Source organism: Streptococcus mitis (assembly GCF_003944325.1).
GTDB lineage: Bacteria > Bacillota > Bacilli > Lactobacillales > Streptococcaceae > Streptococcus > Streptococcus mitis_CW.
Map to the genome: position 1 here is coordinate 1 of NZ_RJPX01000046.1, position 13,804 is coordinate 13,804.

Sequence of the window (13,804 nt, forward strand, 5' to 3'; positions counted from 1 at the left end):
TAACCTTTAACCGCATTCAAACGTCTCACACTAACTTCCACCATAGCGGAACTTAATCTGAAACGCTTTCAGATGAGAGGATTTTGTGCGCTCTTTTTTTCGATTCAGTTTGGTTAAAAAAGCAATAAAATCAAGCATTAGTAAAACCAGTGGAACTTACCCTGACACGGATTTCCACTGGTTTTTACAATTTTTATCAGACTAACTTCCACTTGGATTAGCGGTGGAACTTAGTTTGGGAATTTACCCGAAAATCAAATTCAAACCACATCAGCTCTATCTGCAACCTCAAAACAGTGTTTTGAGCAGCCTGCGGCTAGCTTCCTAGTTTGCACTTTGATTTTCATTGAGTATTATTCTCAGGCACAAAGCCCATTTTTCAAAAAAATAAGCCGCCTGATTGGGCGACTCTATTTTTATAGGGAGATTATTATGAAAAAGTTTTAGGAGTTTAAGTTAAGGTCTTCTTAACTTATGAACTTAGTATACACTTCCTAGCTTAAAGTTTCCTTAAGTATTTTTAAAAATCAAATTTTTCCATTTTTCCTGCCAATTTTTCTTGGATAATCGTTTTTGATAGAGCTCCATTCGGTCTTCATTCTCTAAAAAATGAGGAGTTGGACGAACTTGAAAATTCAAAATATCCTCCAAACCATAAGGGGAATAGAATTCAAAATCGGATTCTTCATTCAAGCGTAGTCCAACAGCCGTACATCGTTCTGGATACTTACTCATAGCATCACGAGAACTGGTATAGGGAGCAGTATGAGGGCTATGCTGGTGCATATAGACTTGATTTTTCAATTCCCACTGGTACTGAGGAAAGTCCTCTCTCAGCTTTTTCTCTAGGGACAAGGTTTCCTCATAAGAAATATCTGGATCAAAGAAAATCACATCTACATCTGTTTCACAGTCAAAAGGGGATTTGTCTGACAAAAGATTCCAGATGAAATTTCTGACAGAACCTGCTGCCAACCACGAGTCTTTTAAACCAAGGTTTCGGATGATCGTCAGAATAGCCATCATATCCGGATTTTCTCTAAAAGCCTCTAGAATTTCTTGCTTATTTTTCACTGTATTCATAACCTAAGTGCTCATATGCCTTGGCTGTCGCCACTCGTCCAGACCGCGTCCGCATGATAAAGCCCTTTTGGATGAGGTAGGGTTCGTACATGTCCTCCACCGTCTCGCGCTCTTCGGCGATATTGACAGAAAGAGTTCCTAGACCAACAGGACCACCACCGTACATCTCAATCATGGTGCGAAGGATTTTCTGATCCACATAGTCCAAACCTTCATGGTCAACATCCAGCATAGTCAAAGCCTTATCGGTAATAAGAACATCGATAACCCCATTCCCCATTATCTGGGCAAAATCGCGCACACGTTTGAGGAGACGATTGGCAATACGAGGGGTTCCACGACTCCGCAAAGCCAACTCAGAAGCTGCCTCATGAGTGATTTCCATCTCAAAAATATCTGCCGTCCGCTCAACAATTTCCGTCAAGTCAGCATGGGCATAATACTCCATATGACCTGTAATCCCAAAACGTGCCCGTAACGGATTTGAGAGCATACCAGCCCGAGTCGTCGCACCAATCAAAGTGAAAGGTGGCAACTCCAAATGAACACTGCGACTGCCTTCACCAGCACCAATCATGATATCAATGTAGAAGTCTTCCATGGCACTATAAAGCACCTCTTCCACAGACATGGGCAAGCGATGAATCTCATCAATAAAAAGGACATCCCCAGGCTCTAAATCATTCAAAATCGCTACCAGATCACCGGCTTTTTCAATGACAGGCCCAGACGTCTGCTTGAGATTGACACCCAGTTCGTTGGCAATAACAAAGGCCATGGTCGTTTTCCCCAGACCTGGAGGTCCAAATAAGAGGACATGATCCAGCGCTTCATCCCGCATTTTGGCAGCTTCAATAAAGATTTGAAGCTGGTCCTTGACTTTATCCTGCCCGATATATTCACGTAAATACTGAGGACGGAGCGTGCGTTCTACTAACTCCTCATCCCCCATTATCTCATTGTCTAAAATTCTACTCATGGCTCTATTATATCAAAAATCCAAGCCACAAACAAAAAAGCCACCCGATTGGGTGACTCCTGAGTTTAGCACTTATGTGGTATAATATTATACGGCACTGCTACACCGCCTACGAAAGGAGGTGAGATAGCCCATGATGGATACAATACTTAAAACTATCATCGGACCAATTGTGGTCGGTGTCGTTCTTCGGCTAGTCGATAAATGGCTAAACAAGGACAAATAGTGTCAAAAAAGACCCCAAGCTTATTTGGACGTGAGCTTGGGGTCTTTTTTAGCCTATGATATAGACACAATACTTAATTCTCTTTCATTATCCCACAGTTCACACATTTTGTCAAAGATTTACATTCTCGGCTTGTCATTTATAAGCAAAAATAATGTTCATCATGCGTTTATCTGCCAACAAATAAAGGAGACATGCCACCAAGGTAATCAGCCATATGGCATATACAGAAACTGTTAAAACAGTGAATTCCTCCAGGATGATTAGTAGTAAATTTGCCAGATAATACCGCCCAACAACCGTTGTTAAAGTAAACAAACCTGCAAATGACAATAAAAAGGCAAGTGGTAGGGCAAGAATAAGTTCCTTCCGATATTTCCCTAAGAAGAGAATAATGATGCCAGCAGACAGTGTGTAAGCAAAAGAAATTACTCCATAAGCAAGTCCCCACGATAAAATTTCAAGACTAGAGAAAGCAAAATCACCATCCATTAACTCTAGAACCAGCATAGCCAAAAAAGTGAATTCACTGACTAGTAGATTAATCAACAAAGCAAGCATAAACTTCGCTTGGAGTAATTGTTTCAAATCGACAGGAATCAGTCTGAGATTTGAAATCATTTTAGACACTTGTTCTATTCTTATCAAATCCACTAAAATCATGCTCGCAAAAGGGAGGAGAAAATAGTAGTTCAAAAAGAAGAAACCATTTTCTACATACCAGCCATTCACACTACCGTACGAATGCCCTTGATAAATCTGATGGCCAATCATAGACTCTAACAAAAAGAGCAGGATGGCTACAAAGGGAATCATATACAGTATCTTTCGCCTTCTTAGTTTAGTCAATTCTAGCATCAACATTTATTCATCCACCTTTCTTAACCAAGATTTAATGGACAAGAAAGACAAAACAAGTAAAGATAAACCTAGTACAATAATCGATAAGATAGCTGGCTGTTGAAGCACCACTCCTTCTCTGTTTCCTTCCCAGATTAAACTGTTAGCACTTGTTACTGGACTGATATTTGGACTCGTCCTTGCTAAAAAAAATGACACTAAAACATACATGACGCCGACCAAATTTCCAACTATCTCCTTGCCTCTTACTTTTATCATGACCAAAGCAACTAAAGGAAATACTCCCATGGGAATTAAGACACCACTACTCATACAAAGATAGAAGAATCTTAATAATAAAGACAAACTGACTGTTGAAGAAAAGCGAGATAGTAGTGCAAATAAGGAAACCGAAATATAGGTGAATAACATGATACACAGAGCATTGATTTCTATATACAAAATCTTAGCCCAGAATGTCTTCATTAGATTTGCTGAAGCGAGTTTCAAGTTGTTCATGATGCGATAGCGATATTCTACACCAAATGCCTGTATTGTATAGGAAACACAATACAAAGGGAGAATCAAAAAGTTTAAATAAGACAAAGAAAATTTATAGACAAAGGGGAAGGAGTCAAACAAGCCTCTCGCATCATTTACATAATAACAGATGAGAGCTAGGTAGAGGGAAACAACACCATATACGACAAAATTCAGTTTTTGATGCCTTTGTTTGAGAAATTCAATCTTCACTAAATCAAGCAATTCCCTCACCTCCTGTTACCAGCTTAAAGTAATCCTCTAAACTTTCATTGTTTTTATAAGAATATTCTTTTAGAACTATTCCGTTGTCTTTTAAGGAGTTAGATACGACCGCAATGTCAAAAGTAGGTGATTCTCCCTGAAGTTCAAGTTCTATATCCGAAAGAATACTAATCTGTTCTTGCAGATTTATCCTGCAAAGCACTTCCTTAGCTTGAGAAGCATCCGAAACAATTAGGTGGATTTTCCTTTTCTCTGCACCATCTATTAATTCCTGCATAGTCTTTTCAGCTATAAGGCGGGCATCATGCAGTATCCCAACTCTATCCACAAGCTTTTCAAGTTCTGAAATAATGTGACTGGATATTAAAATCGAAATGCCATGATTGGTACTGAGTTCCTTTAGATAACGGCGCATTTCAAGGATACCAATAGGATCTAAACCATTTGTTGGTTCATCTAATATCAGAATTTTCGGCTGGTGCATGATAGCGTTAGCAATTGCCAACCGTTGCTTCATTCCCAGAGAATACTGCTTGAATAGTTTTTTATTTTCCCCATCTAATCCTACTACTTGTAACGCTTGCTCTACCTGTTTTAGCGAAATTCCTCTCAATCTTGCAAAAATAGAGAGATTTTCAGGTCCCGTTAAATTAGGATAAAAAGAAGCACTGTCCAATACCACACCGATTTGAGATAGCAAGTCTTTAGAAAATTCCCCCAACAGTTTTTCAGATAGAATATTCACTTCACCACTATCCATCGCTGTCAAGCCTAAAATAGCCTTGATAAATGTTGTCTTTCCAGCGCCATTTCTTCCTAGTAAGCCATAGATTTCTCCCTGTTTTAGCGTAAAGTCTATCTTATCTAAGACAATTTTCCCATCATAGGATTTTGATAAATTAGATGTCTGTATTACTGAATTTCTCATTTTATTCTCCTCCTAATATCTATACACCCACATCAAGAGATATAATAGAGTAGTTCCTGTATAACTAGTTATATGAGAGGGTAATAGAGTATATCAAACTTACAAGCCCCCTTTAAGCTCTTCAATCTGTGACACGATCCATTGTATAAATGTTACTTCACAAAAAGTTTAACAAATCAATCCGACAGTACCAGATCAACTCCACTAATTGTTGAAGCTTGTTGTATAATTCTCGAACCAAAATATATTGTGATTGATTTACAGGTTTTTCAAAAAAGGAACCGCTTCCAAATGATTCTAAAAAGGATAATATCAAAATGATTTTACGAAGCTTTACTAAAATACTCATATTAACCACCTTTTTCTTATCTTTACACTTGTAAGTGTACTACTTTAAATATTCTTTGTCAACAAAAACTATTCTTTTCATCATCTTTTTTTAATTTTATCCCTTTGTGACTATTTTTATGTTAGAAAGTTGAAAAATAGAGATTAAAAGTATATAATTAATCGTAAATTTATTTAAAGAGGTTTAGAGATGAGCATATTATCTGATAAACTAAAAGCCAAGAGAAAAGAAAAAGGATTCTCACAAAAAACACTTTCCGAAGGAATTTGTGAGCAAAGCCAAATCAGCAAAATAGAACGTGGCAACTATATGCCTGCTGCTGATTTACTCTATAAACTTGCAAATCGGCTTCAAGTTCCTTTAGAATATTTTTTCGATGAACAGATTGAAATGACTTCCAATATAACACCGTTTAAGAAATTAGCAGAAAAATTACTTGAAGATCGTAATTACGAGGATTTAGAATACCTCTTAAACTTAGAAAAAGAAAAGTCTCAGTATCTTTCTACTGAGGATGAATTTTATCTTCTATGGATTCAAGCGATTATCCTTTTCTACTTACATAGTTCCAAAGATGAAGCTATCGCCAGTCTAGAAAACGCTTTGCCAAAGCTTTCGGTTAGCTCATCTGTATATCTTAAACTCCTCAATACTTTATCTAATTTTTATTTTTCTGTAGGACGTGATGCAGAATATGAAGAAAATAATTCACTTCTTATCAGTTTGTACCAAGAAAAAGATTTAAACCACCAAGAGTATTTATTTGGTTATATTCGAGTTAAACATAATTTCGCCTATTATTTACACTCTAAAGGGAAGGAGTTAGAAGCTGTCCAAGAAGCCTTAGAAACCATTGACTTTTGTAAACAAAAAGAGACCAGCTATCAGCTGGCGCCTCTTTTAACTATCGTTGCGAACGCCGGAAAAGATTTTTTAAAGCAAGATGAAATTCTTGACTATTATTTACAGGCTCGTGATATCTGTAAAATATACGAGCACAAGCTCATGATGGCTAAGATTGATCATTTTTTGAAAGATAAGGATAGGTGACTTCAATCGTAATAAGTTATAATTACCAATTAGCTAGAAACGTAAAAGTGGAGAGGAACTAATGTCGTTTTCTCCACTTTTGTTGATATCCCCTCTTCCACTTGTATCCTGCCCAGCATGATAAAGAAAGTAAAACTAAATTAAAGATGATAAAGAAAGTCGTAAAACCAAATAATCCATTTTGAGCTAAATCTGCCGTGTAAAGTTCAGTTTCTGTAAAGAGAAGATAAATTCCATAGACCTCCACGAAAATAAGAAAACTGACAAAACCAATCATAAGTCTGAGAAAAAAGTCTTTAAAATCAAAAAACGCATAATATCAGGTGTTAAAAACCTTGATACTATGCGTTTTATTGTGGAAAGATTTACTTCATTTTCTCCTGAAATTGAGTTTTTGCCCAATTTCTCTTTTATGGTATAATATTGTTCGGCACTTCTACACCGCCTGCGAGAGGAGGTGAATTAGCCCATGATGGATACAATACTTAAAACTATCATCGGACCAATTGTGGTCGGTGTCGTTCTTCGATTAGTCGATAAATGGCTAAACAAGGACAAATAGTGTCAAAAAGACCCCAAGCTTATTTGGTCGTGAGCTTGGGGTTTTTTCTAGCCTATGATATAGAACTAGTACTCAATTCCTTTTTATTATCCCACAGTTCACAAAATTTGTCAAAGTTTTACATTCTCGACTTCTCAAGATTTAACCACTGTACAACAATATGATAACTCACTCCTCGACAACCAAGAACATTATTAAAGTAGTTCTAACCCTTCAATTAACAGTCACTTACAATCAAATTGAGTTTGAAGTAGCCGAAGCGACAACAGACCTATTTTTTAGTCATATTTTCTAAAAAAGTCCCCGCCAATTCCCCGACCAAAATCCGAAAATACCGGAAAATATCGAAAAATGATTTTTAGAATAGTCCCAAAAAGCCTGAAATAGAGCCAAAAAACTCCACCTGATTGGGTGGAGTTAAGGGAGATTATTATGAAAAAGAAAAGTTTAGGATTTTATTAAATAAAGTTAGGAGGTCTTTATTTAATGACTATATAATACAAGACGAAGCTTAAAACTAGCTTAACTTTTCTCATATTTTACTATTTTACAAAAAAATTCTATCACCATCACCTACCCACGAAAAAAGCCACCTGATTGGGTGACTTCATTAGGAGATTATGATGAAAAAAAGTTTTAGGATTTCATTAAATAAAGTTAGGAGGTCTTTATTTAATGACTATATAATACTAGACCAACCTTAAACTTTGCTTAATAAAAAACAAATTTTATTATTTTTCTCGATTCATCCAAGTCATTCCTATACAATTATAGGTGGATAAAGTTTCAAAACCCATCGAACGATAAAATCCTACATTTTTTTCTGTCTGTTCTGTCGCCAGCTGGACTTGATAAACCTCTTTAAAATCCTCTAAAGCCTGTTTCATCAAGGCGCTACCAATCCCTTGGCGCTGATAGCTAGGTAAAACAATTAAATCCTGAACCAATACTGATGAGAATCCATCTCCAACCAAACGAATCAAGCCCACCACAGCATCGCCATCAAGTGCCACATAAATCGCTAATGAACGAGATAAGGCCTGCTCCAACATCTCTGGTTGATGGGTATAATTTGTCCAACCGACAGCCTGATAGAGATGCAAAACATCCTCTAGTTTGACAATTTCTTGCTTTTTAATAGTAATCATCTCAACACCTCTTAAAGCTCTCTCAAGCTCTTGTACTGCTGTCCATTTTTATCAAAGTTTTCAGGAGTCAGCCATGCTTCCAATCGAGCTTTGACTTGAAGCCAGTCCTTATCAATCATAGACAACCAATCCGTATCCCTCGTACGCCCCTTATAAATGACTGCCTGACGGAAGGTTCCTTCATAGACAAAGCCCAAACGTTCCGCAGCTCGTCTTGATGGCAGATTAAAAGCATCGCATTTCCACTCATAGCGACGATAGTTAAGCTCCTCAAAGACATAGCAAGCCAATAGATACTGGGCTTCTGTCCCTATCCGTGTCCCCCTGAGTTTTGGAGAAAAAGTGACAGTTCCCACTTCTATTACTCGGTTATTCTGGTCAATGCGCATGAGAGAAAAAGTTCCCAAAGCCTTACCAGTTGCCTTGTCTATGATTGCATAGTAAAAACGATCCTTACGAGCCAACATCTGATTTAAAAGGGTAACCAGCTCCTCCATATCTGCCACTGGTTCCTGAAAGAGGTAGGTCCACATTTCCCGAGGCGTATCAGGGCCATAAACAGCTAATAAATCCTCCGCATGCTTTTCTACCGAGAGAGCCTCTATTCGAGCATAACGCCCTTCTAAGAAATCAATAGAAGGCAGTGCACCGGGTGTATAACCTTCCATTGACTCACCAATCATCTGACCATATTCGTTTACTGGCATTTTTCTTCTCCTTGTTTTACGCTGAAAATACTATATCACAAATTGTTCTCTTTGGAAACTAGCACTCTCCTTCAACTTCATACTAAACACTTCACTATTTAACCTTTTTCTTTCTTTTATCTTCCAAGGCTTGATTAATTTGTTGTGTGAGTTTATGAGTTCGCCAGATTTGATACAGCCATATCAATCCATAAATTAACAAGAAAAAGAACCAAAGCAGAGAGCTCCATAAAACTGAACCCCAGCCAAAAAATAGAGAGGTCAATACTAAGACAGTAGCTGTAACTAATAAATGAACTCCTACACGTATACTAAAAGCAAGAAACTCTAGCTTTTCAAGTATTAAAGTCAATACCCCCATAATTCCACCCATTAAAAACAGAGCTAGAATATTTTTTACCATTGGTGCAGGATAGGTAATGCTTGGATAACACTGAGCTAATAACATCATACTCAAATAAAAGAAGGAAGCCGTGCGCATTCCCGATACAAAATAATCAATTAATCGTTTCATGATTTTCTCCTATAAACCTAGATAATTCATTAAGGACTTAACGTATTTCCGACTCACACTAGATTTGATGCCCCGAGTCATTTTAGCCATCATGTTCCCTGAAAAGCTATCTGATAACGATTCTAAGTGGTCAATGTTTATAATGGAATGGCGTGATATCTGTATAAAGTTACGCCGATTAATCCGATTCTGAAAGTTTGTCAATGTTTCCTTAGTTTTATAAATCCCATCTACCGTATAAATGGTTAACAAGTTCTTATCGATATCTGCTAGAATAAGATCCTCAATCTTCACCATGACCAGATGATCATCCGTTCGAATAGGAATGACCACCTGATTGGTCGTTGAAAATTGTTCTAAATACTCCATGACTTCCCTTGCTTGGTCGGTTAACTGAGCTGCCTGAATTACAATATGTGGGTCCTTTTCTGAAAACTCTGGCTTCATTTCAAAACGAATCTTCATTTTCTCTCCAATATACTTTTATTTTCTCTTGCTAAACACTTTAACAAATAAAAGCCAAAGAAGAATAGCGACGAGACTGATAATAACCACTATAAAGTATGTCTCTTCCTTTGTCAATAGTTCTTGCCAGTTGATTTGGATTCCCATTTTTTCTTGAAATTCCTTTAACAATCTGCTATTTCCTGTAAAAGCGGTTTCTAAGTGCTCTTTCATTAAAATTTGTCGATAAAGAGAAGCAATATAAGTTGCAGGGGTACACTTCATGATAATCTGTGCAAAATCAGGTAAAACTCCAATAGGGACATAAGTTCCTACTAAAAATCCAGAAGCAGTTCCCACTATAGTTGCCAGTTTGCCAAGACTATCTACAGATTGAAAACGATAAATCAAGAGAATATTTATCAAACTTGAAAGCAGACTACTTAACAACATAATCAAAGCAATTTCCGGTAAATGACTGATAACTGGACTTTCTTTAAAATAAATCCCCATAACAGCAAACATAAACACCTGCATGACAAAAGAGATGGCAATACTACTGATTAGATAGGACACCTGTAAACCCCAGCTACCTAAATCTGTCAAGAAGAGATCTTGATCCACTTGATTTTCACGATCCTGTACCATTTGTGTAAGAGCCGTAAAACTGGTTGTAATCCCAGTCACAGCCAAGGTCCCACCCATCAGCCAGTTATTTAAAAGGTTCGTATTATCAGAGAGTTGGGACCAAGCATCCGTCAAGTTCTTCTGCAAAAAAATGATATAAAGGAGGAAGGAAATCAGTGCCCCCAATAATGAGAAAAATACTCCTGAACGATTACGAAAATATAAGATAAAATTCCGTTTCAATAAAGCTAACATTAGCGAACCTCTCTTCCTGTAAGTGCAATAAAGGCATCATCCATGGTACCTGGACGAAATTCAAAAGAATCAATTTCTTCTCGAACTTTTGCCAAATATTCAATGGCTTCCTGTGACGTTCTTGGATAAAAAAGATATTCCAACTCATTTTCTTCCTTAACTGTCATTCCAGTCTGTAACAACTTTTCTAAATCCTTCATTTCTTTAAAACGAATTTTTAGAATATTAGAAGCATACTGACTTTTAATAGCCGTCGCAGAACCTTGCGCAATCACTTTCCCATGATCAACGATATAAATCTGATCCGCTTCATCCGCTTCATCCAGATAATGAGTCGTTAAGATAATAGTCATCCCTTCATCCTTTTGTAGTCGAGACAGTAAATCCCAAATGGCTTTGCGAGTCTGAATATCTAGACCTGTCGTTGGTTCATCTAAGAAAAGAATATCTGGCTGTGAAAGAAGAGCACGCGCAATATCAACCCTACGTTTTTGCCCACCTGACAAAGTCCCATATAGTTGCTTTTGGAAAGCAGTCAAACCCAGTTGATGGATCAAATCATCCACACGACTTGCTGCAATCTCCTTATACTGTTGAGCACGAATCGTAAGATTTTCCCTAACCGTCAACATCTCATCCAGTACACTAGCTTGAAAAACAACTCCGATTTTCGTATTTGGCGCATATCGAATCTGACCTTGTGTCGGCTTTTTCAAACCGATTAACATGGAAATGGTGGTTGATTTCCCTGCACCATTAGGACCCAAAATAGCATTAAAACTCCCTTTTTCAAACTCTAACTGAATATCGTCAACAGCCATATAATCGCCGTACCGTTTAGTCAAATGTTTAGCTTGTAAAATCATATTTATTTCCTCCTTTTTATCTAACCAGTTTAACAAAAAGTATGAAAGAAAAATCGACTTTTGAGATAAGTGGTTAAAATGAGAGGTTAAGTGGTGAGATGATTAGGGTTAAGTTAAAGTAGAGAAGACTACAGCCATTTTTCTCCTACCGAATTGCTAAATGAAGCTTAAAAACACTTACAAGAACACATTATATTTTTAAATATGCGCTATAAAAGAGATGTTTTACCGCATCTGGCCGAAAAATTCAAGAATCGGTAGTATTATTCTCGCCAAATCAAACAATAAAAAATTAACTAGAAATCATGACACACAATCTCTTATAGCCAAATTTTTGACACCAAGTTGATTTATTAGGAAATAATAGATGAAAAGAATTTTCAATACAAGCAAAAAACAGCTCTTTTTATCCGAGAAGAGCTGTTCTATTTTATGAAAGAGAAAGTCACTAGTAACTCTTGTACTTCTCTCTACGTTTTTACTGTTTGTATTCAAATTTCTCTTATTTTATACTCAATGAAAATCAAAGAGCAAACTAGGAAGCTAGCCGTAGGCTGTACTTGAGTACGGCAAGGCGAAGCTGACGTGGTTTTAATTTGATTTTCGAAGAGTATTAGTGTTTGCTTTTGTATAGTTGACTACCAACCAGAACTGTGTTTTTATCTTAGTTGGGACTATTATAGTACGGTTCAGGACTATCTACAAATTCTTCAGATGTGTATCAAAAAAACTTATCGTAGCAAACCAAGAGTCTACACTTTCTTTCATTAATAAGCGCCAATCTTTTCGATAACGATGATTCGGTTGATAAGCAACTGTCAACATATGCCCTGTTTCATGGTATTTTTTAAACAAAATGGATTCCCCTTTATAATGTGAAATGATATCATCTATCGCGGATGATGCATTCCATATTTCATCAACATCGCTTCCTAGTAATAATAAAGGAGAGGAAATTTTACTCACATCAATCTGGGCCCTACTATCTTCAGGAATATGTTTTCCAAAAAACTTGTTTAACAAATAATCTCCTAACTGAAATTTTTGATACGGAAGTTCTTTTTGCAAATATGTCCAAGAAGATGAATTAGAATTGAGTTTTCCCTTTATTCCCTCAAATATTACATTTGAGGGAGAATTGAGTACTAAACATTGCACATCTTCCAAAATACTTTGTCCAGCCAGAACAAGCTCTGCTCCTTTAGAGCGACCATATATTCCTATTTTTGTATTATCAACTTGAGGATGATGATATAGAAAATCTTTCGCCTCCTCCAGACATTCTATTGGAATTCGTTCTAAGTTTTGGGGTAATCCCTCTAAACCAAAATAAACTATCGCAAGACAAATATAGCCTCTAGAAGATAAAAGTTGGGCAATGTTCTGAGCTTTTTCAATTCTTCCCTCACTACCACTAACAATAATCACGGCCGGCGCCTTTCTTAATTTTTCATCATAAAATAATCGACCTTGAAAATGCTTATCATAAATATCTTGATATCTTACTCCCAGATTCATATAACGCCTTACAAAACTTTGCTCCGCGATCACATCTTTCCCCATCTTGATTTTAATTTCAACACCAAAACAATCTCGCAATGGAATTCTATCAAGAGAACTCGGTAGTCTCCTTTTCCTATTCCTCAACGGTTTCGCATTAAAGAATAAACCCATTTCTGAAACTCCTTTATAAGATCCCGAAATAGATGCTGTCTGAGAGGTATCAATCATACCGTCCTGATCAGATAAAAAAATTGCGGTTGATTTCCATATAACATCATGATCTAAAAGCAAGGGAGCATTTATACAGTAATAATCAGACAGGTACATTTCTACACAATACATTGCCCTTGGTTCTAAACCATTAATAGCAATATAAAAAGATTCATCCGCTAAATCTGTTTGTGAAATCAGTTCTATGTTTACAGTCATATCTTCTCCTTTTTGTTAATTAGCTTAACAATTGTATTTGAAATTTACCGCGACTTTTACCACGGTAATTCTCCCCACACCTTTTCAATATCATCCATCAATTTCACAACTGTTTGAAGTTCCCCCTCGCTATAGTTGTTTAAAACTGAAAAGATTGATTTTTCAATATATTCTTGTTGCTCCTTATGGATTTTAAAAATTTCGATGCCTTTTTCAGATAATCTCAAATATTTATTTTTCCCATTATTCGGATCAAAATCAAAAACAACTAAATTTTTTTGAATCAATCTTCTAACACTTTGAGTTATTGCACTTCTCGAAACTTCTAATAATTCAGATAATTTTACTAGATTTAAGGGCTGATTTTTCCCAATCACAACAATCAAATGTACCTCATTCAACGTAATGGATTTGTCAACACCACTTTTATGCTGATTTTTTTTTAACTGGTCAAACGCTAAAATAAATCTATTGAAACGATTATTAAATGCAATAAATTCTTTTTTATCCATAATCTCTCTTTTCTTTG

16 protein-coding genes and 1 pseudogene are annotated in these 13,804 nt (G+C 36.5%); 3 read left to right on the forward strand and 14 right to left on the reverse strand.

Annotation, left to right across the window (positions count from 1 at the left end; translation table 11 throughout):
- Window positions 1-510 precede the first annotated feature (510 nt).
- Window positions 511-1,083, reverse strand: a complete 573-nt coding sequence (locus D8787_RS09985; protein WP_125423428.1) for a nucleotidyltransferase family protein — start codon at window positions 1,081-1,083, stop codon at window positions 511-513.
- On the reverse strand, window positions 1,064-2,062 hold the full coding sequence (gene ruvB / locus D8787_RS09990) for a Holliday junction branch migration DNA helicase RuvB (protein WP_080708984.1): 999 nt from the start codon (window positions 2,060-2,062) through the stop codon (window positions 1,064-1,066). The genes D8787_RS09985 and ruvB overlap by 20 nt, the downstream gene beginning before the upstream one ends.
- 133 nt (window positions 2,063-2,195) lie before the next feature.
- Between ruvB and D8787_RS09995 the strand changes: the two genes are divergently transcribed.
- On the forward strand, window positions 2,196-2,288 hold the full coding sequence (locus D8787_RS09995; RefSeq protein WP_000969509.1) for a type I toxin-antitoxin system Fst family toxin: 93 nt from the start codon (window positions 2,196-2,198) through the stop codon (window positions 2,286-2,288).
- 135 nt (window positions 2,289-2,423) lie between these two features.
- Here the strand turns inward: D8787_RS09995 and D8787_RS10000 are convergent, their stop codons facing one another.
- Genes D8787_RS10000 through D8787_RS10010 form a run of 3 tightly spaced genes read right to left on the reverse strand, consistent with a single transcriptional unit; the run spans window position 2,424 to window position 4,821 of the window.
- Entirely contained in the window at window positions 2,424-3,152 is a 729-nt protein-coding gene (locus tag D8787_RS10000; RefSeq protein WP_125423431.1) for an ABC transporter permease, read from the reverse strand.
- Window positions 3,153-3,893 carry an ABC transporter permease gene (locus D8787_RS10005; protein WP_125423434.1) on the reverse strand — a complete coding sequence of 247 codons (741 nt, stop codon included), beginning with the start codon at window positions 3,891-3,893 and terminating at the stop codon, window positions 3,153-3,155. It abuts the gene before it with no gap.
- Window positions 3,886-4,821 carry an ABC transporter ATP-binding protein gene (locus D8787_RS10010; RefSeq protein ID WP_125423437.1) on the reverse strand — a complete coding sequence of 312 codons (936 nt, stop codon included), beginning with the start codon at window positions 4,819-4,821 and terminating at the stop codon, window positions 3,886-3,888. The genes D8787_RS10005 and D8787_RS10010 overlap by 8 nt, the downstream gene beginning before the upstream one ends.
- A gap of 538 nt (window positions 4,822-5,359) precedes the next feature.
- On the opposite strand from D8787_RS10010, the gene D8787_RS10015 reads away from it, so the two are divergent.
- Complete coding sequence (locus tag D8787_RS10015; protein ID WP_125423440.1) at window positions 5,360-6,220, forward strand: helix-turn-helix domain-containing protein; 861 nt, start codon at window positions 5,360-5,362, stop codon at window positions 6,218-6,220.
- A 58-nt stretch (window positions 6,221-6,278) separates the two neighbouring features.
- On the opposite strand, the pseudogene D8787_RS11720 reads toward D8787_RS10015, so the two are convergent.
- Window positions 6,279-6,497, reverse strand: a pseudogene (locus D8787_RS11720) (DUF5966 family protein); the annotation flags it as partial.
- Between the two features lie 192 nt (window positions 6,498-6,689).
- Between D8787_RS11720 and D8787_RS10025 the strand changes: the two are divergent.
- Entirely contained in the window at window positions 6,690-6,782 is a 93-nt protein-coding gene (locus tag D8787_RS10025; RefSeq protein ID WP_000969509.1) for a type I toxin-antitoxin system Fst family toxin, read from the forward strand.
- A 731-nt stretch (window positions 6,783-7,513) separates the two neighbouring features.
- Here the strand turns inward: D8787_RS10025 and D8787_RS10030 are convergent.
- The 8 genes from D8787_RS10030 to D8787_RS10070 all read right to left on the reverse strand — a co-directional run bounded on the left by D8787_RS10030 (window position 7,514) and on the right by D8787_RS10070 (window position 13,787).
- Window positions 7,514-7,930, reverse strand: a complete 417-nt coding sequence (locus D8787_RS10030) for a GNAT family N-acetyltransferase (RefSeq protein ID WP_125423446.1) — start codon at window positions 7,928-7,930, stop codon at window positions 7,514-7,516.
- 11 nt (window positions 7,931-7,941) lie between these two features.
- Window positions 7,942-8,637, reverse strand: coding sequence for a GNAT family N-acetyltransferase (locus tag D8787_RS10035; protein WP_125423449.1), 696 nt, complete (start codon window positions 8,635-8,637; stop codon window positions 7,942-7,944).
- Between the two features lie 94 nt (window positions 8,638-8,731).
- The gene (locus D8787_RS10040; RefSeq protein WP_078238032.1) at window positions 8,732-9,151 is read right to left on the reverse strand and encodes a DUF3021 domain-containing protein; all 420 of its coding nucleotides are present in this window, start codon (window positions 9,149-9,151) and stop codon (window positions 8,732-8,734) included.
- A gap of 9 nt (window positions 9,152-9,160) precedes the next feature.
- Window positions 9,161-9,616: a LytTR family DNA-binding domain-containing protein gene (locus tag D8787_RS10045; RefSeq protein WP_125423452.1), complete on the reverse strand. Its 456-nt coding sequence runs from the start codon at window positions 9,614-9,616 to the stop codon at window positions 9,161-9,163.
- 18 nt (window positions 9,617-9,634) lie between these two features.
- The gene (locus D8787_RS10050) at window positions 9,635-10,477 is read right to left on the reverse strand and encodes an ABC transporter permease (RefSeq protein ID WP_125423455.1); all 843 of its coding nucleotides are present in this window, start codon (window positions 10,475-10,477) and stop codon (window positions 9,635-9,637) included.
- The gene (locus D8787_RS10055; protein WP_125423458.1) at window positions 10,477-11,343 is read right to left on the reverse strand and encodes an ABC transporter ATP-binding protein; all 867 of its coding nucleotides are present in this window, start codon (window positions 11,341-11,343) and stop codon (window positions 10,477-10,479) included. The genes D8787_RS10050 and D8787_RS10055 overlap by 1 nt, the downstream gene beginning before the upstream one ends.
- Window positions 11,344-12,042: 699 nt before the next feature.
- On the reverse strand, window positions 12,043-13,275 hold the full coding sequence (locus D8787_RS10065; protein ID WP_125423461.1) for an acyl-CoA thioesterase/bile acid-CoA:amino acid N-acyltransferase family protein: 1,233 nt from the start codon (window positions 13,273-13,275) through the stop codon (window positions 12,043-12,045).
- A 56-nt stretch (window positions 13,276-13,331) separates the two neighbouring features.
- Complete coding sequence (locus D8787_RS10070; RefSeq protein WP_125423465.1) at window positions 13,332-13,787, reverse strand: MarR family winged helix-turn-helix transcriptional regulator; 456 nt, start codon at window positions 13,785-13,787, stop codon at window positions 13,332-13,334.
- Window positions 13,788-13,804: the final 17 nt, after the last annotated feature.

Bases quoted from the DNA above. Each gene is read 5' to 3' on its own strand.
- D8787_RS09985 (WP_125423428.1), bottom strand. From the start codon at position 1,083: ATGAATACAGTGAAAAATAAGCAAGAAATTCTAGAGGCTTTTAGAGAA.
- ruvB (WP_080708984.1), bottom strand. From the start codon at position 2,062: ATGAGTAGAATTTTAGACAATGAGATAATGGGGGATGAGGAGTTAGTA.
- D8787_RS09995 (WP_000969509.1), top strand. From the start codon at position 2,196: ATGATGGATACAATACTTAAAACTATCATCGGACCAATTGTGGTCGGT.
- D8787_RS10000 (WP_125423431.1), bottom strand. From the start codon at position 3,152: ATGTTGATGCTAGAATTGACTAAACTAAGAAGGCGAAAGATACTGTAT.
- D8787_RS10010 (WP_125423437.1), bottom strand. From the start codon at position 4,821: ATGAGAAATTCAGTAATACAGACATCTAATTTATCAAAATCCTATGAT.
- D8787_RS10015 (WP_125423440.1), top strand. From the start codon at position 5,360: ATGAGCATATTATCTGATAAACTAAAAGCCAAGAGAAAAGAAAAAGGA.
- D8787_RS10025 (WP_000969509.1), top strand. From the start codon at position 6,690: ATGATGGATACAATACTTAAAACTATCATCGGACCAATTGTGGTCGGT.
- D8787_RS10030 (WP_125423446.1), bottom strand. From the start codon at position 7,930: ATGATTACTATTAAAAAGCAAGAAATTGTCAAACTAGAGGATGTTTTG.
- D8787_RS10035 (WP_125423449.1), bottom strand. From the start codon at position 8,637: ATGCCAGTAAACGAATATGGTCAGATGATTGGTGAGTCAATGGAAGGT.
- D8787_RS10040 (WP_078238032.1), bottom strand. From the start codon at position 9,151: ATGAAACGATTAATTGATTATTTTGTATCGGGAATGCGCACGGCTTCC.
- D8787_RS10045 (WP_125423452.1), bottom strand. From the start codon at position 9,616: ATGAAGATTCGTTTTGAAATGAAGCCAGAGTTTTCAGAAAAGGACCCA.
- D8787_RS10050 (WP_125423455.1), bottom strand. From the start codon at position 10,477: ATGTTAGCTTTATTGAAACGGAATTTTATCTTATATTTTCGTAATCGT.
- D8787_RS10055 (WP_125423458.1), bottom strand. From the start codon at position 11,343: ATGATTTTACAAGCTAAACATTTGACTAAACGGTACGGCGATTATATG.
- D8787_RS10065 (WP_125423461.1), bottom strand. From the start codon at position 13,275: ATGACTGTAAACATAGAACTGATTTCACAAACAGATTTAGCGGATGAA.
- D8787_RS10070 (WP_125423465.1), bottom strand. From the start codon at position 13,787: ATGGATAAAAAAGAATTTATTGCATTTAATAATCGTTTCAATAGATTT.